The organism is Polaromonas sp. (assembly GCF_041689105.1).
Taxonomy (GTDB): Bacteria; Pseudomonadota; Gammaproteobacteria; order Burkholderiales; family Burkholderiaceae_C; genus Polaromonas.
On the sequence record NZ_JBDNGU010000090.1, the window covers coordinates 18,455 to 38,302 of the forward strand.

The window sequence follows — 19,848 nt, forward strand, 5'->3', positions numbered from 1 at the left end:
GTTATGGCCTCGTCCCAAGACGTGCAGACTCCGGTAGCGGCGCCTTTCGGCATTGAACCCTATGTTTATGCCAAGTTGCAGCGCCTGTTTGACCAGACGCCCGGCTTGATCAGGGTGTGGGTGTATGGCTCGCGAGGCCGGGGCGATGCGCGGCACGAGTCTGATATTGATCTCGCGTTTGACTGGCCGGAAGCCGGGCATGATTTTTTGCATCTGAAAGATCGTATCGACGGGCAGGGGCTGATTTACAGGGTTGATGCCTTGCATTGGCAAGATACGCTTGCCGAGGATTTCCGCTCGCGCATAGAGCGTGACCGCAAGGTTTTTTGGGAGCCGCGCCGGCAGAGCGCGGATATTGAGTCGCTCGGTGCGACGCAGCTCAAGAGGTTTCAATCGACGGTGCTGGGCCAGCTGGCGGGTTACATCACCGAGCTGAAAAAGCATCAGGCCCAGTACAAGGCCAATGAACCAGCCTTGCGCGCCATGGAGGGCATGGAAGACGTTCTGCGCGAAGCGTCTGACTTCCCCAAAAAGACCTGGAACGCTTTAAAAGCCCAAAAAGCTTTGCCGCCGGCATTTGCAGAGCAACCGCACTCCAGCCGCTTCGATGGCGCAGACCGTGCCATTCCCAATGTCTGCCTGAAAATCCCGACCGGCGGCGGCAAGACCCTGCTGGCTGCGGCCAGCGTGGGGCAGGTGTTTTCAAGCTACCTGAACCGGCACACCGGTCTGGTGCTGTGGATTGTGCCGAACGAAGCGATTTACCGGCAGACGCTCAAGACGCTGACCAACCGCGACCACCCTTACCGCCAGATGCTCAACACGGCGGGCGCGGGGCGGGTGAAGATTCTGGAAAAAGGCTCGCCGCTGGCGCGACTCGACACCGACTCTCACCTGTGCGTCATGTTGTTGATGCTGGCAGGCGCCTCGCGCAAGAACAAAGAGACGCTGCGTTTCTTTCGTGACCGGGGCAATGTGCTGGGCTACACGCCGCGTGAAGATGACATTGAGGGGAATTGGGACCTGTTGCAGGCGGTGCCCAACCTGGATGCCTACACCTCGTGGGGCACCACACAAGAAGAGGCGCGCGCCACCAAAGGCAGCATTGTTAAAAGCTCGCTGGGTAACGTGATGCGCTTGTTGCGGCCCATGGTGGTGATCGACGAAGGCCATCACGCTTATACCGAGACAGCACTCGAAACGATTGATGGCTTTAACCCCTGCTTCATGCTGGAGCTGTCGGCGACCCCACGGGTTGCCTCTGACAAGGCCGGTAAGGCGGCGTCTGGCTCCAACATTCTGGTGGACGTGCGCGGCACCGACCTGGAAGAGGCAGAAATGATCAAGCTGCCGATCAATGTGGACATGCGCGGCTGGAGCGACTGGCAAAGCTGCCTGTCGGCCAGTGTGGACAGGCTCAATGGCCTGGCTGCCGAGGCGGCCACACTGCAGACGGAAACCAACCGCTACATCCGCCCAATCCTGCTGGTGCAGGTGGAGCGCACCGGCAAAGACATGCGTGACAGCGGCTACATTCACGCCGAAGACGCCAAGGCGTATCTGATGCAGCTGGGGTTTACCGAAGCGCAAATCGCGATCAAGACCTCAGACAAGGACGACCTGAAGTCGCCCGAAAACATTGATCTGCTCAGCCCGATGTGCGAGATTCGCGCCATCATCACCAAGCAGGCCTTGCAAGAGGGCTGGGACTGCCCGTTTGCCTATGTGCTGTGTGCGCTGGCCGCCGGCAAAGAGGTGCGCTCCATGACGCAACTGATGGGCCGCATTCTGCGCCTGCCGCATGTGGCCAAAACTGGCCGGGCTGCACTCGACGCCTGTTATGTGCTGTGCCACGACGCGCGCACGGGTGAAGTCATCAAGGCCATCAAGGCGTCGCTGGAAACCGAAGGCATGGGCGATCTGGCGCTGTCTGTGCAGGGCGGCGGTGACAGTGCTGCGGCCAAGCCGGTGACCTTCAAGCGGCGGGCCGCCTTCAGCCAGATGCGGATATTTCTGCCGCGCGTGACCTGGGTGGAGGCTGACGAACAAGGGCGCAAGCGCCGCCGGGAGTTAGCTTACGACAGCGACATTCTTTCGCTGCTGGACTGGTCGGCTGTGCAGACGGATGCGCTGGCGCGTGAATGGGCACCGGCTGCGCAGGATGCCTTGTTTCAAAACGGCCAGCAGCTTCAGATTGGCCTGGAGGTGCTGGACCACCCGGAGCGGGTTCGCAGCCAGCAGGCGCTGGCCGCCCCTGCCGAGCTGGACCGTGCGCGCCTGGTACGTGGGCTGCTCGATATTGCGCCCAATGCCTGGTGGGTCTGGAGCTGGGTAGACGCCGTGGTGAGCCGGTTTTTGCTGGCCTATTCCGAGAAAGTCATCGCGGGCAGCAGCGCCTCTTTGCTGGAGCGGCTGCGCATCGATCTGGAAGCCGAGCGCGACCGGCTGGCCCAGGCGGTGTTTGAAAGCTGCGTGGCCCGGGGCGAGGTGGAGTTCAGATTGCGGGCGGACAAAACCGACTACGAGATTCCTGCTGATTTTGAGCTGGAGCTGTCGGGCAAGCCGCAGCTTTTGGTGCGCGATGACGATGGCAAGCCGGTTGAAAAGAGTTTGTTTGAACCGGCGCTCACGGCGCTAACCGACAGCGGTCTGGAGCGCGACGTGGCCTTTTACCTGGACAGCCAGGCCGCCTTGAAATGGTGGCACCGTAACGTGGCCAGGGCGCAATACGGCCTGCAGGGCTGGAAGCGCAACAAGGTCTACCCCGACTTCGTGTTTGCGCGTGTGGGTGGCGACGGCCAGCAAAAGCTGGTGATTCTGGAAACCAAGGGCCTGCATCTGGCGGGCTCTCTTGATACGGATTACAAGCAACTGCTGTTGCAGCGGCTGACAGATGCTTTTGCGGATGAGTCGCTGATGCCCGCCGGAGGCCTGGAGTTGGTCGGCGAAGCGCAATCGGTGGTGTGTGATCTGGTGTTTGAGGGTGACTGGAAAGGCACGCTGAATGCGCGGCAGTTTCAAGCGGCGGTGGCCTGAATGCTACTTTTTTAATAGCTGCTTGTGAACGTGGCGTAAGGGCTGACGGCACTTTTGACACATGAAACAGGTGAAAAATCAGCCAACATCCAGGTTCTGGCCGGTTTTATGAGTGAAATCGGCCTCCAGCCCTTATGGGATGGGCGCAAGCAGCTATCAAATATGTAGTAAGCCAGTGAATGACGCGGTGTTAACTCTGCGCCAGCAGCACCACCAACGCACCCGCGCCACCCTCCGCTGGCCGCGCCTGCACAAAGGCGATGACCTCGGCCTTCTGGATCAGCCAGCTCTGCACCCGGCCCTTGAGTACCGGCGTCTTGCCGGGCGAGCCCAGGCCCTTGCCGTGCACCACACGCACGCAGCGCACGCCGGCCTTGTAAGCCTCGCGGATGAAGGCCGACAGCGCATCGCGTGCGTCCTCGCGGCGCAGGCCGTGCAGGTCGAGCTGGCGCTGGATGCTCCAGCCGCCGCGGCGCAGTTTGCGCACCACGTCCGGGCCCATGCCGGGCCGGCGAAAACTCAGCGCCTCGTCGGTGTCCAGCAGACTCTCGACGTCGAAGTCGTCCGAGATCGCTTCGCGCATCACCGCCTGTTCATCGCGCTGCTGCTGCACCGGAATCGGCGCAGCCTGCACCGGCGGCAGGCTCGCCCTTTGGCCGGGAAGGTGTTTGGCGGGCAGGGCCCGGACGGGGCCGATGGCGCGGGAGAACAGCTCTTTCTCGGCCTTTGCCCGGGCTGCGGCAGCAGCTCGTGCAGCCTTGAGCTCAGCGTCCTGCCGGACACGGGTTTCGATTTCGACCTTGACTGCCTTAAGCGCTTTCAGGTCCTTGATGACGGGTGCTTTGGTGGCCATTATTCAAAGCAATCCGAGTTCGGCCATCGACACGGCCTGCGTGCTGGTCACGACGAAATGATCGAGCACCCGCACGTCCACCAGGGCCAGCGCGGCCTTCAGGGTTTGCGTCAGCGCCTCGTCGGCGCGCGACGGCCGGGCTTCACCGCTTGGGTGGTTGTGCGCCAGCACCACGCTGGCCGCCTGCAGCGCCAGCGCGCGCACCACCACCTCGCGCGGGTAGACGCTGGTTTGCGTCAGCGTGCCGCGAAACAGCTCCTCCAGGGCGATCAGCCGGTGCTGGCTGTCCAGAAACAGTACGGCGAAAATTTCATGCGGCCGGCTGCCGAGTTGCAGCTGCAAATAGTCGCGCACCGCCTGCGGTGTGGCAAACAGTGGTTTTTCCTTGAGCTGCTCCGACAGCGCGCGGCGTGCCAGCTCGAGCACCGCCACCAGCTCGGCGCGTTTGGCCGGGCCGCCCAGGCCCTTGATGCGTTTGAGGTCGTCAGCGGTGGTGTGCAGCAAGCCGGCCACGCCGCCGAAAACGTCCAGCAGCTCCTGACCCATCTGCAGCGCGTTTTTGCCGGGCAGGCCGGTGCGCAGCAGCAGCGCCAGCAGTTCGGCGTCACCCAGCGCGCCCGCGCCGCGGGCCAGCAGCTTTTCGCGGGGACGGGCGTCTTCAGGCAGGTCTTTGAGGAGCATGGCGGTACGAGGCCTTGGGCGGTAGATAAAAAGCGTGTCGCAGAGGCAGTATCAGGGCTTAACCGCCGCGATTTCCCATCGAAGAGCGGCACTTTCTACAATAGAGGCAGTTTACAAAATAGTTGTTGCCCGAAAGTTTTATGCCCACCGTGGAAATATCCGACCCCGCCCTGGTCCAGCCAGGCTCTTTTTTGACCCTGCATTACCGCATGGCCGGCCCGGACGGGGCCAACATCATCAACACCTTTGACGGCAAGCCTGCCACCCTGAGCCTGGGGACGGGCGAGCTGTCGCCGGCCATCGAGCAGCGCCTGCTGGGCCTGCCCGAGGGCACGCGTAGCAGCTTCGAGCTGGCAGCCGGCGAAGCCTTTGGCGAGCGCAACCCCGATCTGCTGCAATGGGTGGCGCGCAAGCTGCTCAACGAGTTGGGCGACCCGAATGAAAAATACAGCATCGGTGACGTGGTGCAGTTTCCGACGCCGGACGGCATGGGCCAGTACGCCGGTGCGGTGCAGCAGGTCAAGGCCGACGGCGATGCGGTGCAGTTTGATTTCAATCATCCGCTGGCAGGGCAGCCCGTGGTGTTTGAAGTCCACGTGATTGGAGTTCTATGACTGGAAACGACAAGACGATGAATAAAGATCAAATTTCCGACGGGCCGCCCCCAGGAAAATTAGCCCCAATTCATGGTGAAAGGGGCAGCGCATCGCCGGAGGCACACGAGGCGACAAGCGTGGGGGCCAAGAGCTCACCACAGGAAATCATTCTGGCCGAGCCGCGTGGCTTTTGCGCCGGCGTTGACCGTGCGATTGAAATCGTCGAACGCGCGCTGGGCAAGTTTGGCGCGCCGATCTACGTGCGCCACGAGATCGTGCACAACACCTATGTTGTCAACGAGCTGAAAGACAAGGGCGCGATTTTCATCGAAGACCTCGACGACGTACCGCCCGGCGCGACCTTGGTGTTCAGCGCCCACGGCGTCAGCAAGGCCACCGAGCGCGAGGCTGAAAGGCGTGGTTTCCGCATTTTTGACGCCACTTGCCCGCTGGTGACCAAGGTGCATGTGGAAGTGGCCAAGCTCAACAAGGAAGGGTACGAGTTCATCATGATCGGCCACAAGGGCCACCCCGAGGTCGAGGGCACCATGGGCCAGCTCGACAGCGGCATCCACCTGGTCGAAGACGTGGCCGACGTGGCGCGCATCCAGCCCGCGCAGACCGACAAACTGGCCGTGGTCACGCAGACCACGCTCAGTGTGGACGATGCCGCAGAGATCAGCGCTGCTGTGAAAGCGCGTTTTCCGAACGTGCGCGAGCCCAAGCAGCAGGACATCTGTTACGCCACGCAAAACCGGCAGGACGCCGTCAAGCTGATGAGCCCGCAGGTGGATATTTTGATCGTGGTCGGCAGCCCCACCAGCTCCAACAGCAACCGCCTGCGTGAGCTGGCCGTCAAGCTGGGCACAGAGGCCTACATGGTGGACGACGCCAGCGAGCTGCAGCCGGCATGGTTCGAGGGCAAAAGCCGCGTCGGCCTGACCGCCGGTGCTTCGGCGCCAGAAATTCTGGTCAAGCAGGTCATCGACCGCATCAAGGCCCTGGGCGCCGTGTCGGTGCGCAAGATGGCCGGTATTGAGGAAACCATCAAATTCCCGCTGCCCAAGGGGCTGCGCATGGATGGCACGGCACTGGACGCGCTGGACAGCGACCTGCATGCCGACATTTGATGGCGCCAGTTTGCTATCTAAGTGATAGCTGCTTGCGCCCGTTCCATAAGGGCTAGAGGCACTTTTCCTTCATGGAAACCGCGTACGGCCATGCTGACCGCCTGAATTCTGCACAAAATACAATCAAGCCATGTTAGACATCAACCTGCTCCGAAAAGACCTGCCCTCGGTCATCGCGCGCCTGCAAGCCCGCAAGAACCCGCAAACCTTCCTGCACGAGGAGGCTTTTCAGGCGCTGGAGGCTGAGCGCAAGACGCAGCAGATCCGCACCGAAGAGCTGCAGAACCAGCGCAACACCCTGTCCAAACAGATCGGCCAGCTCAAGGCCAAAGGCGAAGACGCTGCACCGGTGATGGCGCAGGTCACGGCCTTCAAGGCCGAGCTTGAGAGTTGCGCCGTCCGGCTCGAAGCCATCCAGGCCGAGATGCAGGCGCTGCTGCTGGCCGTACCCAACCTGCCGCACGAGAGCGTGCCTCTGGGCGTGGGCGAAGGGGGCAACGTCGAGGTGCGCAAATGGACGCCAGTTGAAGGCCCGGGCGGCGAGCCCCCGGCTTATGCCTTCGAGGTGAAAGACCATGTGGACCTGGGCCAGCCGCTGGGGCTGGACTTCGCGCTGGGCACCAAGCTGACCGGCTCGCGTTTTACCGTGATGCAGGGGCCGCTGGCCCGGTTGCACCGCGCGCTGGCGGCCTTCATGATCGACGTACAAACGGCCGAGCACGGCTACACCGAGTGTTATGTGCCCTACATCGTCAACAGCGATTCGCTGCGCGGCACCGGCCAGTTGCCCAAGTTTGAAGAAGACCTGTTTGCCGCCAAAAAAGGCGGCCAGGAAGGCGAGGCCGAGAACGCCGCGCTGTATTTGATTCCTACCTCCGAAGTGCCGCTGACCAACTTCATGCGCGACGAGATCGTGCCGGAGGCGCAGTTGCCGCTGAAGTACACCGCGCACACGCCGTGCTTCCGCTCAGAAGCCGGCAGCTACGGGCGCGACACCCGCGGCATGATCCGTCAGCACCAGTTCGACAAGGTCGAGATGGTGCAGATCGTTCATCCTGACAAAAGTTATGAAGCGCTGGAGGCCATGACCGGCCATGCCGAGGCGATTTTGCAGAAGCTGGGCCTGCCGTATCGCGTGATGCTGCTGTGTACCGGCGACATGGGTTTTGGCGCCAGCAAGACCTACGACCTCGAAGTCTGGCTACCCGGGCAGAGCGCCTACCGAGAAATCAGCTCGGTCTCCAATTGCGAAGCCTTCCAGGCCCGCCGCTTGCAGGCCAGGTTCAAAAACGCCCAGGGCAAAAACGAATTCGTGCACACCCTCAACGGTTCCGGCCTGGCCGTGGGGCGCACGCTGGTTGCGGTGCTTGAGAATTACCAGCGCGAAGACGGCAGCGTCGCGGTGCCGGCTGCCCTGCAGCCCTACATGGGCGGCATCACGGTGCTCGGCACCTGATAAACTACCGGCATCGAGTGGAGAGGTGGCAGAGTGGCCGAATGTACCTGACTCGAAATCAGGCGTACCGCAAGGTACCGTGGGTTCGAATCCCACCCTCTCCGCCAAGTAGTAAATAAACACGGGCCTTCTGGCCTGTTTTTATTTCACACCCATCAATTCGTTAGCTCTCTTTTGCTGCTTGCAGCGCTGCCGCTACGCTGAGTGGTGCAGTGATGCCGCCATCGATCGCGCCCACAACCCGCCCGTGATGGTCTCGGCGTTGGCGGTAAGGGTCAGCGGATCGACGATGAGGGGGTAGGGGTCGGGGGGGCATAAATTCCCAGACCCCCCTAGCGTTTGTGAGAGATCACTTCACAGACATTTTAAAATTTGAGATTCTGACTATGCAGTGCCGTCATCGCCAGTTCAGCGCCGCGGCAAGGCCCAACTATTCATACACAAATGCATTTCTAATCTCTTGCCAAGTAAGACATGATGACGTCTACCGCATGGACACGGCGTTCCCGGAGCCATTGAGGGTCACCAAGATCCTTCTCAAAAATGATCGATAGCGTGTAGCGGTTAGAAATGTGAACAAAACTCAACGACAAGATTGACACGTAAAGCTGCATCGAATCAACGGCATGCCGGAAAACGCCAGCTTTCTCGCCTCGTCCCAACGTATTTTTAATCATCCCCACTAGGGGGGTTGTTTCGTGCACAACCTTGCTCGATTTCCTCAGCATGCGTCCGCTAAGCAGATTTTCATTTAGCACCAGACTGACGAACTCAGGATGAGCGCCCATATGATCGAACGTGAATTCGATGAGTCGACGCATGCCGGAGGCTGGATCCAGATGTTCTAGATCGAGGTCTTTTTCTTTCTGGCGCAACTCGCTGTATACACGCTCGAGCACCGCCAAATAGAGGCCTTCCTTGTCGTCAAAGTAGTGATACGCCATGCGAATATTGCAGCATGCATTCTTGGCAATGCGCTCGATGCGAGCGCCATCGTATCCGCGCTCGCAGAACTCGAGGGTTGCTGCGTTCAACAAGCGCTCACGAGTTTCTTCGGCGTTACGTTTTTGCGGTTTTTTCGGTGGATCTATTGACGGTCGAGACTGAGATACTGGCATGACTAAATTATTAAACATTTGAAACCAGTACGGGGATCAAGATAATCAGTTGACCGTGAGTGTTTGTCATCGGTGCAGGCTGATCGTAGCCCGTTCCAAAGATTTTGCTGAGTCATGGCGAGCCTGCTTTACAGGCCAAGTGCCCGCCCATCACTGCGTGGATCGTGCGCGCCCAGAAAATCGCCAGTTTCGGGTTTAATTAAAATGGCTCCGGCATGACCTGCCAAAGGACTTTGGGCCGCCAGTTCACTTAATGTGTGGCCCCGTTCCGACAGTGTATTAAACACAGCCAGGCCTGCATCGGACTCAATTTTGAGTGAATCGCGACTATCTGAAAAAGTTTTTCCAAGCAGGAAACGCGGCTTGGCGAGTGCTGTAAGGGGGTCGAGGCCGTAGTCGATCAATCGGGCCAAAAGGAGGGACAGCGTTTGGGGCTGACCATCGGCTCCCTGGGTTCCGTACAGAAGACTCGGTTTTCCATTGCGCAGGTACATGCCTGGATTCAGTGTATGAAAAGGCCGCTTGCCCGGTGCCAGCACGTTGGGATGACCATTCTGCAAGTTAAAAGAAGCGCCTCGGTTATGCCACAGCATGCCGGTATCACCGACCATGACGCCGCTACCCCAATCGAAATAAATTGTCTGCAGCATGGACACCGAATTGCCAGCGCCATCAGCGGCAGCCAGAAATACGGTGTCTCCAGTTTTGAAGGTGTCCTGCCAATCCCGTGCACGGGCTACGTCAATACCGGCTGCATGTCGGTCCAGCGTGGCCGGTGACAGCATCGCTAGGCAAGGCACATCCGAAAACTCAGGGTCAGAGACGTAGCGATTGCGGTCCAAGAATGCGCATTTCACGGCCTCAACCAGTAAATGGTAAAAATCAGCGCTGCCTTCAGGAATCGACTTGAGGTTGAACCGCTCAAGGATGCCCATGATCTGCAGCGTCGTGACACCTTGGGTCGGCGGCTGGTGCGCTAACAATTCGCCTCCACGGTAAGGCACACGCAATGGGGGCTCGATCCTCGCCGCCGTCTTGGCCAGGTCGGATTTTGTCAGTGGTGATCCAGCATCTGCTAATCCACGCGCGATTTGCGCTGCTAGCTGGCCTTCGTAGAAATCGCGGTAGCCTCGCTCCGCCAATGTCTCCAGGGTGGCCGCCAACTTGGGTTGGCGAAATGGCTCGCCGATTTCGCGAGTTTTTCCGTCTTTCATGTAGCCAGCCGCTACACCAGGAAGCTCCTTCATTTCGTTACGTCGGAAATCTGTCCAGAACCGCTCTGACGGAGTCGTCGGAAAGCCTTCACGCGCGAGGTTGATCGCCGGTGCCAGAAGGTCTGACCAACTCATTTTTCCGCCAGATTCGTTACGACTGATTTCAAAAGCCCGACCCAAAGCATCGACGCTGGCGGCAGAAGTCAACATTGAAGCAGGTCCGCGCAGTGGAATACTTCCCTGGTAGAACGGAAGCATTTCGGCAGCTTGCCCAATGCCTGAAATGGTTTTGGTCTTGCCGTTGCGCTGGCTGATGATCATGAAGGCATCACCGCCGAATCCAGTGAAATGCGGGTAGGTCACGTTCAGGCACGCCCCCATGGTGATTGCGGCTTCGATGGCATTGCCGCCAGTCTGCAATACTCGCAGCCCCGCACGGGTTGCAAGTTCGTGCGGACTTGTCACCATGCCCTTTTGTGACTTCGCAAGCAAATCTGAAGTCTTGGCGTGTGATGAGGCTGCCACGGAGCCCTTTTCTGGGGTTAATGTGTTTTGCATTGTCAGCTTTGGAGGAGCTTTGGGGCGCCACCTGCACACCCACGTGATATTGGATTTTCAGGTGAGCGGGGCAGTTTTTTGCCGTAGTGTCTGTTGGTGTTGGGTTGGGAGATTTCTTCACATGCCCCCGTAGACCAGCCTTGGCAGCCACATGCTGATGACTGGCAGATAGGTCAAGATCGCCAAGGCCACCAGGGAAATACCGATGAATGGCAAAGAACCCTTCACCGCTTGCGCGTAATCCACGCCCTTCAGTGTGCTGGCTACGAACAGATTGAGACCGAACGGCGGCGTGAACATGCCAATGGCCCCGTTCACAGTCAACACCATGCCCAAGTGGACCGGATCAATGCCGACCTTAATTCCGATCTGATAAAACAATGGCGCAAGAATCACCATGATCGACGCAGCGTCCAGAAACATGCCCACGATCAGCACGGTGACATTGATCAGAAGAAATATGTGATAAGGGTTGTCGCTCAGTGACAGCACGGCATTGGCGATTGAAACGGCCAAACCATTGCTGGTCAGGAACCATGCGAGTACAGATGCCGATGCCAGGATGATCATCACCTGGGCGGTGGTCGTGGCAGAGCTGACCAGCGTGTCGAACAGCTCTTTGATCGTTTTCTCCCGATAGATGAATGCCGAAACAACGAACGCATAAATGACCGACACGGCAGCAGCTTCAGTTGGCGTGAACACGCCACCGTATATCCCGCCCAGCACCACGACCGGGATGCCAAGGCCCCATGCGGCATCCCTGAAACCCGTCAATATTTGTGCAGCTGTTGGCGCTGGCATGCGTTCGATACCGTCGCGTTTGGCAACGTAGTAACAATATGGCAGGTAGCACAAGCCGTACAGAACACCTGCGCTGATGCCCGCCATGAATAGCGCCCCAACCGAAACGCCGGTCACCGCTGCATAAACGATCATCACAATGCTGGGCGGAATGATGATGCCGAGGGATCCGGATGCCACGACGACGCCGATCGAGAAGGACGGCCTGTAACCTGCTTTTGTCAGCGCTGGATGGAGCAACGAACCGACAGCTACAACAGTTGCCGGGCTGGAACCAGATATCGCGCCGAAAAACATGCTCGAGGCGACAGCGGTCATGCCCATGCCGCCGGTAAAGCGACCTATCAAGAGATTTGCCAGTCCTACGATGCGTTGGGACAATCCGCCCACGCTCATCAGGTTGCCGGTCAGGATGAAGAACGGAATTGCCATGAGCGAGAACTTGTCCAGTCCGGCAAACATCCGCTCAATGACGATGGCCATAGGAACGTTACCATCGGTCCATAGCGCGCCGAGAACAGAACCTGCGAGTGCGATGAATATCGGTGCGCCGAACACCAGCATCAGGACCAGGAGTATCAAGAACAGGGGAATCATGGACTTATCCTATTTGTTCAATGTGGGATTCCAGTGGCTTGGAGAAAAGCACGCTGAAAAATTGCTGACAGAACCTGATAGCCATGAGTGCACCTCCGACAGGTATCGCGAGTTGGAACATCCACATTGGTGCCTGTAGCGCCGTACTCACTTGGCCAAATTCGCGGGTTTGTACGGTCAACTCTGCTCCAAAATAGACCAGCATGCCGCAAAAGAAAACGCTGATAGCATGGATGGCTAGACGGATGATTCGCCCAATGTTTTCTGGAGCAGTCTGTACCAGGATGTCGATGCCAATATGGATGCCTTGTCGTGCTGCCACACTGCTACCCAGGAAGACCATCCACACGATCTGATAGCGCACTACTTCATCGGCCCATGGGATGCCGGAATTCAGTACATAACGAGCGATAACATTTGCAAAGAGAATGACCGACGCACTCGCTATCAAGATGCCGATCAGGATCTCTTCCAATCGGGACAAATAGAATTCAATTTTTCGCATGCTTCGACACTCCGGGATATGACCTGGCGACTTCGGTCCGGACAGGCACAGGTTGAACCCGTGCCCGCCCATTAATGCTCAGCGCTGAGCTTTTGTCTGTGTGTAGAACGTTTCCAGCAGGCCTTTGCCAATCTGGTCCGCGAACTTGGTGTGCACTGGCATCGTGGCCTTCTGGAATAGCGCCAGTTGGTCTTCTGTCAGCACCGAAACCTTGGTCCCACTCTTTTTGATCGTGTCGACATAGCCGGTCTCTCGACGCGCAGTTTCTTCGCGCTGAAATGGTGTGGTTTCACGCGCAACGTCGACCAGAATCTGACGATGCTCCTTGCTTTGCTTATCAAGCCAGCGCTTGCTCAAGACAAAGGCATACGCCAGGTAGGCGTGGTTGCTGATAATGAGATCTGACTGAACCTCATAGAACTTCATCTTGGTAATCGATACAAGCGGGTTTTCCTGGCAATCAACAACGCGTTGTTGCAGGGCGTTGTAAGTCTCGCCGAAGGCAATCGGAACGGGATTGGCCCCCATCACGCTGAATTGCTCCATGATGATCGGGCTCTGCATCACCCGTACCTTTTGACCCTTGAAGTCGGATGGCTTGGTAATTGTGCGGTTGCAGGTGATCTGCTTGAAGCCGCTTTCCCAGAACGTCACGCCGGTCAGGCCGACTTTGTCCAGGGTTGCCATTAACTTGTTGCCTGCCTCACCATCGAGCACCGCATGCGCGATTTTCGGCGATGGGAAAATGAAGGGCAGATCGACGATTTGCATCGCCGGGACGAAGTTGCTCAGCTTGGCGGTCGGGATGATCGCAGCCTGCAACGCACCGAATTGCATCTGCTGGGTTGCTTCGACATCATCACCAAGAGCGTTGTTGGGGAAGATCTTTACCTCGATTTGACCTTTACTGCGCTTTTCTACCTCGGCTTTGAATTTTTCCGCCGCCACGTGTTGGGCGCTGTCTTCCGGGAGGTCATGATGAAACTTGACGACAGTCTGTGCTATTGCGAGACCTGCTTGGCTCATTAGCAAAGCTGCTGCCAAGCCGCTAAGTACATGGATAAGCCTTCCACCATGTTGATTCTTTGACATATTCATCTCCTGTGGTTTGAGGGGATCAGTGCTAGTCAGACGCCAATCAATAAGTAATTAATATATTACTTACAAAATTGATCCTAACGAACATTCAAAGTTCAGGAATGAAGACAAACCCTTATGTTGAGGCGAAGGTCAGCATGCCAATGCCAGCGCCAAACATCATCGAAAACCAAGAAAAGGTCCAGAACTCCGGCTTGTTATCCGGCAGGCCCAGCTTCAGTCGCCCAGCAGCAGGCCAGATGGCCAGGGCCAGGAGCCTGCGGACTTGAGCCCGACAGAGTGTCGTGGTCGGGGTTCGTGTTGGCTGCTACGTAACGGAAAGCGACCGAATCGTGGGTCGCCCTCTCGATCTTGCGACTCGAATGCACGCCACTGGCGTACCCGTAGACCAGCAGTCCAAGCAGCACCGACGGGTGATGCGCCGCAGAGCCTTGGCCTGCGTACTGACGGATCAACTCGTCCAGATCAAGCCGCTCGATCACCTCAACCACGAAACGCGCCAGATGATCATTCGGTAACCATTCCTCCACCGAGGGCGGCAACAGATAAGCGGTGTCTCGATCTACGGGAATGAAGCGGCTCATCGGTCGTCCCTCATACTTACTCTGCTGCGATTGTCGCGGCTCTCGCTACTCTTTGGAAGTCTCCAAAGTCCGACAGGCTCCTAGTGCAGTGTTCCACGCTTGATGGAACACTTCAGCGCGATGGATTTTGGGTCAGGGCAAAGCGCAAACCACAGCGATACCCCGGGTATCGCGCGGATTGGAAAAACCGGCATGGCGCAAAAGACGCGGTTTTATGTTCCGGATCGCGTGCAACACCGCACTAGAGCAAGCCCTGCGTGCGAGCCAGGTGGCTGGCCTGTGAGCGGCTTTTGACATGGAGCCTGCGAAACAGGCGCCACAGGTGCACCTTGACCGTGTGTTCACTGATTTGCAGTTCGGCGGCGATATCGCGGTTGCTCATGCCCTTGTCCAGCATGACCAGCAACTGCTTCTGCCGCTTGGAGAGTTTTTCGGGCTCTGTGCTGCTTTCCGGATCAGAGCTGTCGTCCAGGAAGGTTTTCAAAACTTTTGAGATCTCGGTCGCACCCGCCGATTTTTCGATGTAGACGTCAGCGCCGGCTTCGAGCGACAGCTCCTGGTAGTCCTGTGCCGGCGCGGCAGACAGCACCACGATAGGCACTTCGGGAAACTGGTGCCGCAGCTCGCGCACGCCGGACACGCCGTGGGTATCGGGGAGTTTGAGGTCCAGGCAGATCACATCCGGAACGCCGTGCTGCTCCACCGCAGGACCGATGGCGGCGAGCCGGTCCAGCTCAACGATGCTGGCCTTGCCTTGCATGCGCCGGATCAGCATGACCACGGCTTCGCGCATGAGAGGGTGGTTGTCGATGACAAAAATGCGCATGGGTGTATCAGTTGCGTGCGACCGCAATGGGGTTTCCTCACCTGAAGGCGAAGCATACTCGCAGAATGTCGTTCGAGCTATGCCGAAAGACGGTTTGGTGTGTCGCTTGCCTGCGCTGCTTTACTGCACTGCAGAGCGCACAAGGTCCAGCGCCGACGTGATGGCTTCGTTTGTCACACCCGGCAAGGTCTGCAGCCTGTCTTGCAGCGGCGGCAGCGCGGTGGCGCCGTCGGCCTGCAACGAGGCGATGGCCTGGGCGGCTTCCCTGGGTGATTCGAAGCCGTGGCTCTGCAGCAACATCTGGCCCTGGGCACCCAACAGCTTGAAGTGAAATTTGCCGTCGGCTTCGCGGTACTGCTTGAACACAGGCAGGCCGGTCTTGGCAGCCTTGCCTTTGGCGGGCGTCGCCGTCTGCGCGACCAGCTTGCGCAGGCCCACCGCCTGGCGCAGCTCCCGCATGAAGGGCGTCGCGAGCCTGCGCGCCTTGTCGGCACCAGCCAGCAGGATGGCCTCGATTTTGGCGGGGTCCTGCATCAGCGTCTGGTAGCGCTCGCGCATGGGCCCGACTTCCTGGTCGATCCGTTCGAACAGGATCTGCTTGGCATCGCCCCAGCCAATGCCTTCGTCGAAGGACTTGCGGAGCGCGGCCGTCTCCTGCTCGCTGGCAAAAGCCTGGTAGATCTGGAACAGCGCCGAGCCCTCGGCCTGCTTGGGCTCGCCGGGCGCGCGCGAGTCGGTGACGATGCCGGCGATGAGCTTTTTCAGTTGTTCGCGCGGCGTGAACAGCGGGATGGCGTTGTCGTAGCTTTTGCTCATCTTGCGGCCGTCCAGACCCGGCAACAAGGCCACGGATTCCTCGATCAACGCCTGCGGCAGCACAAAGTGCTCGCCATACAGGTGGTTGAAACGCTGCGCCATGTCGCGCGCCATCTCGATGTGCTGGATCTGGTCGCGCCCGACCGGCACCTGGTGCGCCTTGAACATCAGGATATCAGCGCCCATGAGCACCGGGTACATGAAAAGACCGGCGCTGACGTCGGCATCCGGGTCATTGCCGGCGGCCGTGTTCTTGTCGACCGAGGCCTTGTAGGCGTGCGCCCGGTTGAGCACCCCCTTGGCCGTCACGCAGGTCAGCAGCCAGGTCAGCTCGGGAATCTCCAGAATGTCGGACTGGCGGTAGAAGGTCACGCGTTCCGGGTCCAGCCCGGCGGCCAGCCAGCTCGCCGCGATCTCCAGCGTGGACTGCTGGATGCGGGCCGGCTCGTCGCACTTGATCAGCGCGTGGTAGTCGGCCAGGAAATAGAAGCTCTCGGCGCCTAGGCCGGTGCTTGCCGCCACGGAAGGGCGGATAGAGCCCACGTAGTTGCCCAGGTGGGGTGTGCCGGTGGTGGTGATGCCGGTGAGAAAACGCTGCGGTGCGGCGGTGCGAGGAGCCTGTTTGTTTGTCATGTTCAGCGAACCAGCATCGCCAGCGGCGTGAGAGCAATTTCAAGAAGGGCATAAGACAGTGTCATCAGCGGCCGCATCCACCAGTCGGTCAGCACACCGGCAATCACCAGCGCCATCACCACAAAAAAGCCCCAGGGTTCGATCCGCGAGACCAGCTCGGCCTGGCGCCACGGCAGCAGGCCCACCAGCACACGGCCACCGTCCAGTGGCGGCAATGGAAACAGGTTGAAGACCATCACAACGACGTTGACCAGGATGCCCGCCTGACACATTCTGGCAAAAAACGGTTCTGTCACGCCCGCGCCCTGGAGCAGGTAAAAAGCGGCGCCCCAGAACACGGCCTGGATCAGGTTGGCGCCCGGTCCAGCCAGCGCCACCCAGATCATGTCGCGCTTTGGGTTGCGCAGATTGCCAAACTGCACCGGCACCGGCTTGGCGTAGCCGAACACAAAGGCGCCCGAGGTCGCAAAGTAAAGCAGCAGCGGCATCGCGATGGTGCCCAGCGGATCGATGTGTTTGAGCGGGTTGAGGGTGACGCGCCCCAGCGACCAGGCGGTGTTGTCGCCGAAGTACCGGGCGACGTACCCATGGGCGGCCTCGTGCACGGTGATGGCAAACAGCACGGGCAAGGCGTAAATGGCAACGGTCTGAATCAGTTTGGCAAAGTCCATACGGCAATTGTCTCACCTCGCTTGTAAGCCCCCACGCTCGTCACTTCGTGCAATTCGCTGCCCCCGAGGGGCTCCTTAGACCAGCCGGGGCCGCGGAACCGGCTTTGCCGGGCCGCAGGCGCAGCGGCCTCCTCGGGGGGCAGAGAGCTACGCGCAGCGAGCGAACGTGGGGGCTCTAAAGACCGAGTGCAGCGAGGTCGCCGCGTCCCTGCCGCACCACGACCGGCTCGCCGCCCTGGCCCATGCTGGTCAGATCAATCACGGTGGTGGGCTGCAGCGGGCAGGCGCCGGCGTTGATGACCGCAGCCAGCTCATGACCCATCTGGTCACGGATGTCGCCGGCATCGTTGAGGGGTTCGGTCTGGCCGGGCGGGATCAGCGTGGTCGCCAGCAGCGGCGCGCCGTGGATCTCCAGCAGGCATTGCAGGGTCTTGTGGTCGGGCACGCGCAGGCCGATGGTTTTGCGCGAGGGGTGGCTCAGGCGGCGCGGCACTTCCTTGCTGGCTTCCAGGATGAAGGTGTAAGGGCCCGGCGTAGCCGCCTTGATCAGCCGAAATTGCTTGTTGTCGACCCGCGCATAGTTGGCCAGCTCGCTCAAGTCGCGGCACAGCAATGTCAAATGGTGCTTGTCATCCACCCCGCGGATGCGGCGCAGGCTGTCGGCGGCAGTTTTGTCGTCGAGGCGGCAGACCAGCGCGTAGCTGGAATCGGTGGGTACGGCCACAATGGCACCGCGTTCGAGCAGCGCTGCGGCTTGCTTGAGCAGTCGCGTTTGCGGGTTCTCGGGATGAACGTCAAAAAGCTGGGTCATGGTGTGTTGGACTGTTTCAGGATTCTGCCGGCCGCACATTGAACTGGGTCAATGCCCGGCTTTCGCGCGCGGTCAGCCAGGCGCCTGCCGCGCCGCAGAGGGCGATCAGCATAATGCCAGCCAGTGACCAGCGGTCGGGAACATGCGAAAAAGCAATCCAGCCGCCCAGCATGGCAAAGGCGATCTGGGCATACAGGTAAGGCGTGAGCGTGGCGGCCGGCGCCCGCATGTAGGCCAGGATCAGCATGAAGTGCCCGACCGTGGCAGCGGCACCCATGAGCACCAGCCAGCCCCAGAGCGACCAGCTGGGCAGGCTCACCCAGACAAAGGGCAGTGCGGTGGACACCACCAGGGTACCGACCCAGCCTGTGTACAGGTGCATGGTGATCGGGTCTTCGGTGCGCGCCAGCTTGCTGGTGAGCACCTGGAAGCCGGTGTTGGTGACGACCAGGCCCAGCGGCAAAAGCAGGGCCCAGGTAAAGTTTTCGCCGCCCGGGCGGATGATGGTCAGGGTGCCTACAAAGCCGCCTATGACCAGCGACCAGCGCAAGGGAGAGACTTTTTCCCCGAGCGCGGTGGCGGCCAGCAAGGTAATGACCAGCGGCACGATGGCGCCGATGGCGGTGAACTCGGCCACCGGCATGTACTTGAGGCTCAGAAAGGCAAACAGGCTGCTCATCATCAGCAGCAGGCCGCGCAGACACTGAAACCTGGGGTGGGCCGTGCGCAGCACACTCAGGCCGCGCAGGGGCAGTACCACCACGGTCGTGGCCACCGCCTGGAAAAAGTAGCGAAACCACAACGCCATCAGGATCGGTACGCTGGCGCTGACAAATTTGGTGGTGGTGTCCAGCAGGGCAAAACAGGCGACAGCCGCGACGACAAGCGCAATGCCCGTCAGGGCCGACGACGCCCGGTTCACTGGATGCGGCCGTCCAGAAGCTCCCAGACAGGCGTCAGGTCGCCGGGCAAAAAGGGCAGGGTGCCCAGGTCGGTGTGGCTTTCGTCGGGGCTGTGGAAGTCGCTGCCGCGCGACGCCGCCAGCCCGAACTCTTTGGCGGTTTCGGCGTACTTCACATACTCCTGCGTGGTGTGGCTCCCGGTCACCACCTCGACGCCCTGGCCGCCGTGAGCCTTGAACTCGGTGAACAGCGCGAATTCTTCATTGGGCGTGAACTTGTAGCGGCCCGGGTGCGCGATGACTGCCACACCTTTGGCGCTGGTGATCCAGGCGACCGCATCGCGCAGGCTGGCCCAGCGGTGCGGCACGTAGCCCGGCTTGCCCTCGGTCAGGTATTTGCGAAACACATCGGAGGTTTCCCTGCAGACGCCAGACTCAACCAGGAAGCGGGCAAAGTGGGTGCGCGAGATCAGCTCCGGGTTGCCGACAAACTTGAGCGCGCCTTCATACGCGCCCTTGATGCCGACCTTGGCCAGGCCGTCCGACATTTCCATTGCACGCTGGCTGCGCCCGCCGCGGGTGTCGTACAGGCCTTGTTTCATGGCCGCGTCGTCGGGATCGAACCCCAGGCCGACGATGTGCACGGTCTCGTTGGCAAAAGTGACTGAGATTTCGGTGCCGGTCAGGTAGTTCAGGCCCTGGGCTTTGGCGGCGGCCGCCGCACGGTGCTGTCCGCCGACTTCGTCATGGTCGGTCAGGGCCCAGAGCTCGACGCCGTTGGTTTTGGCCCGCTCGGCCAGCGCCTCCGGGGTCATCGTGCCGTCCGACACCACGGAGTGGCAATGCAGGTCGGCGTTCAGTATGTTTTTGGAAATCACTGATCCATTTTAGGCTTTATGTCTGGCGGCTGCAGGAAGCGCGGGCGTCTGAAGGCTTTGTCCGCCCAGGCAATGCCCTACC

The 19,848-nt window shown here is 59.9% G+C and carries 18 protein-coding genes, 1 tRNA gene and 1 pseudogene; 5 read left to right on the forward strand and 15 right to left on the reverse strand.

Features of this window, described 5'->3' with window-relative positions; translation table 11 throughout:
* The first annotated feature begins 3 nt into the window (after nt 1-3).
* Nucleotides 4-3,036 carry a DEAD/DEAH box helicase family protein gene (locus ACESMT_RS09115; RefSeq protein ID WP_372826256.1) on the forward strand — a complete coding sequence of 1,011 codons (3,033 nt, stop codon included), beginning with the start codon at nt 4-6 and terminating at the stop codon, nt 3,034-3,036.
* 190 nt (nt 3,037-3,226) lie between these two features.
* Here the strand turns inward: ACESMT_RS09115 and ACESMT_RS09120 are convergent, their stop codons facing one another.
* Nucleotides 3,227-3,889, reverse strand: a complete 663-nt coding sequence (locus ACESMT_RS09120) for a Smr/MutS family protein (protein WP_372826257.1) — start codon at nt 3,887-3,889, stop codon at nt 3,227-3,229.
* Nucleotides 3,890-3,892: 3 nt separating this feature from the next.
* The gene (gene radC / locus ACESMT_RS09125) at nt 3,893-4,570 is read right to left on the reverse strand and encodes a DNA repair protein RadC (RefSeq protein ID WP_372826258.1); all 678 of its coding nucleotides are present in this window, start codon (nt 4,568-4,570) and stop codon (nt 3,893-3,895) included.
* Between the two features lie 140 nt (nt 4,571-4,710).
* Between radC and ACESMT_RS09130 the strand changes: the two genes are divergently transcribed.
* The 4 genes from ACESMT_RS09130 (at nt 4,711) to ACESMT_RS09145 (ending at nt 7,859) form a co-directional block, all read left to right on the forward strand.
* Nucleotides 4,711-5,184, forward strand: a complete 474-nt coding sequence (locus tag ACESMT_RS09130; protein WP_372826259.1) for a peptidylprolyl isomerase — start codon at nt 4,711-4,713, stop codon at nt 5,182-5,184.
* 119 nt (nt 5,185-5,303) lie between these two features.
* Complete coding sequence (gene ispH, locus ACESMT_RS09135) at nt 5,304-6,296, forward strand: 4-hydroxy-3-methylbut-2-enyl diphosphate reductase (protein ID WP_372826260.1); 993 nt, start codon at nt 5,304-5,306, stop codon at nt 6,294-6,296.
* A 130-nt stretch (nt 6,297-6,426) separates the two neighbouring features.
* Nucleotides 6,427-7,752 (forward strand): serine--tRNA ligase, encoded by a 1,326-nt coding sequence (gene serS, locus ACESMT_RS09140; RefSeq protein WP_372826261.1) that lies wholly within the window; start codon nt 6,427-6,429, stop codon nt 7,750-7,752.
* A 19-nt stretch (nt 7,753-7,771) separates the two neighbouring features.
* Nucleotides 7,772-7,859: transfer RNA gene (locus tag ACESMT_RS09145), tRNA-Ser, on the forward strand.
* Between the two features lie 345 nt (nt 7,860-8,204).
* Here ACESMT_RS09145 and ACESMT_RS09150 read toward each other — a convergent pair.
* From ACESMT_RS09150 to ACESMT_RS09210, 13 genes and pseudogenes are all read right to left on the reverse strand, one after another.
* Nucleotides 8,205-8,870, reverse strand: a complete 666-nt coding sequence (locus ACESMT_RS09150; protein ID WP_372826262.1) for a TetR family transcriptional regulator — start codon at nt 8,868-8,870, stop codon at nt 8,205-8,207.
* Between the two features lie 128 nt (nt 8,871-8,998).
* Nucleotides 8,999-10,642: a gamma-glutamyltransferase family protein gene (locus ACESMT_RS09155; RefSeq protein ID WP_372826263.1), complete on the reverse strand. Its 1,644-nt coding sequence runs from the start codon at nt 10,640-10,642 to the stop codon at nt 8,999-9,001.
* A gap of 117 nt (nt 10,643-10,759) precedes the next feature.
* Complete coding sequence (locus tag ACESMT_RS09160; protein WP_372826264.1) at nt 10,760-12,043, reverse strand: TRAP transporter large permease; 1,284 nt, start codon at nt 12,041-12,043, stop codon at nt 10,760-10,762.
* Nucleotides 12,044-12,047: 4 nt separating this feature from the next.
* Complete coding sequence (locus tag ACESMT_RS09165; RefSeq protein ID WP_372826265.1) at nt 12,048-12,548, reverse strand: TRAP transporter small permease; 501 nt, start codon at nt 12,546-12,548, stop codon at nt 12,048-12,050.
* 78 nt (nt 12,549-12,626) lie between these two features.
* On the reverse strand, nt 12,627-13,640 hold the full coding sequence (locus ACESMT_RS09170) for a TRAP transporter substrate-binding protein (RefSeq protein ID WP_372826266.1): 1,014 nt from the start codon (nt 13,638-13,640) through the stop codon (nt 12,627-12,629).
* Nucleotides 13,641-13,761: 121 nt separating this feature from the next.
* Nucleotides 13,762-13,899 (reverse strand): BCCT family transporter, encoded by a 138-nt coding sequence (locus tag ACESMT_RS09175; RefSeq protein WP_372826291.1) that lies wholly within the window; start codon nt 13,897-13,899, stop codon nt 13,762-13,764.
* Nucleotides 13,900-13,918: 19 nt separating this feature from the next.
* Nucleotides 13,919-14,230, reverse strand: a pseudogene (locus ACESMT_RS09180) (transposase); the annotation flags it as partial.
* A gap of 241 nt (nt 14,231-14,471) precedes the next feature.
* On the reverse strand, nt 14,472-15,056 hold the full coding sequence (locus tag ACESMT_RS09185; protein ID WP_372826267.1) for a LuxR C-terminal-related transcriptional regulator: 585 nt from the start codon (nt 15,054-15,056) through the stop codon (nt 14,472-14,474).
* A 120-nt stretch (nt 15,057-15,176) separates the two neighbouring features.
* Entirely contained in the window at nt 15,177-16,505 is a 1,329-nt protein-coding gene (locus ACESMT_RS09190; RefSeq protein ID WP_372826268.1) for a tryptophan--tRNA ligase, read from the reverse strand.
* Between the two features lie 2 nt (nt 16,506-16,507).
* Entirely contained in the window at nt 16,508-17,176 is a 669-nt protein-coding gene (locus tag ACESMT_RS09195) for a site-2 protease family protein (protein ID WP_372826269.1), read from the reverse strand.
* A gap of 175 nt (nt 17,177-17,351) precedes the next feature.
* Nucleotides 17,352-17,987, reverse strand: a complete 636-nt coding sequence (locus ACESMT_RS09200; RefSeq protein ID WP_372826270.1) for an L-threonylcarbamoyladenylate synthase — start codon at nt 17,985-17,987, stop codon at nt 17,352-17,354.
* Nucleotides 17,988-18,003: 16 nt separating this feature from the next.
* Nucleotides 18,004-18,909 carry a DMT family transporter gene (locus tag ACESMT_RS09205; protein ID WP_372826271.1) on the reverse strand — a complete coding sequence of 302 codons (906 nt, stop codon included), beginning with the start codon at nt 18,907-18,909 and terminating at the stop codon, nt 18,004-18,006.
* Nucleotides 18,906-19,703, reverse strand: coding sequence for a phosphatase (locus ACESMT_RS09210; protein ID WP_372826292.1), 798 nt, complete (start codon nt 19,701-19,703; stop codon nt 18,906-18,908). The genes ACESMT_RS09205 and ACESMT_RS09210 overlap by 4 nt, the downstream gene beginning before the upstream one ends.
* Nucleotides 19,704-19,848 lie beyond the last annotated feature (145 nt).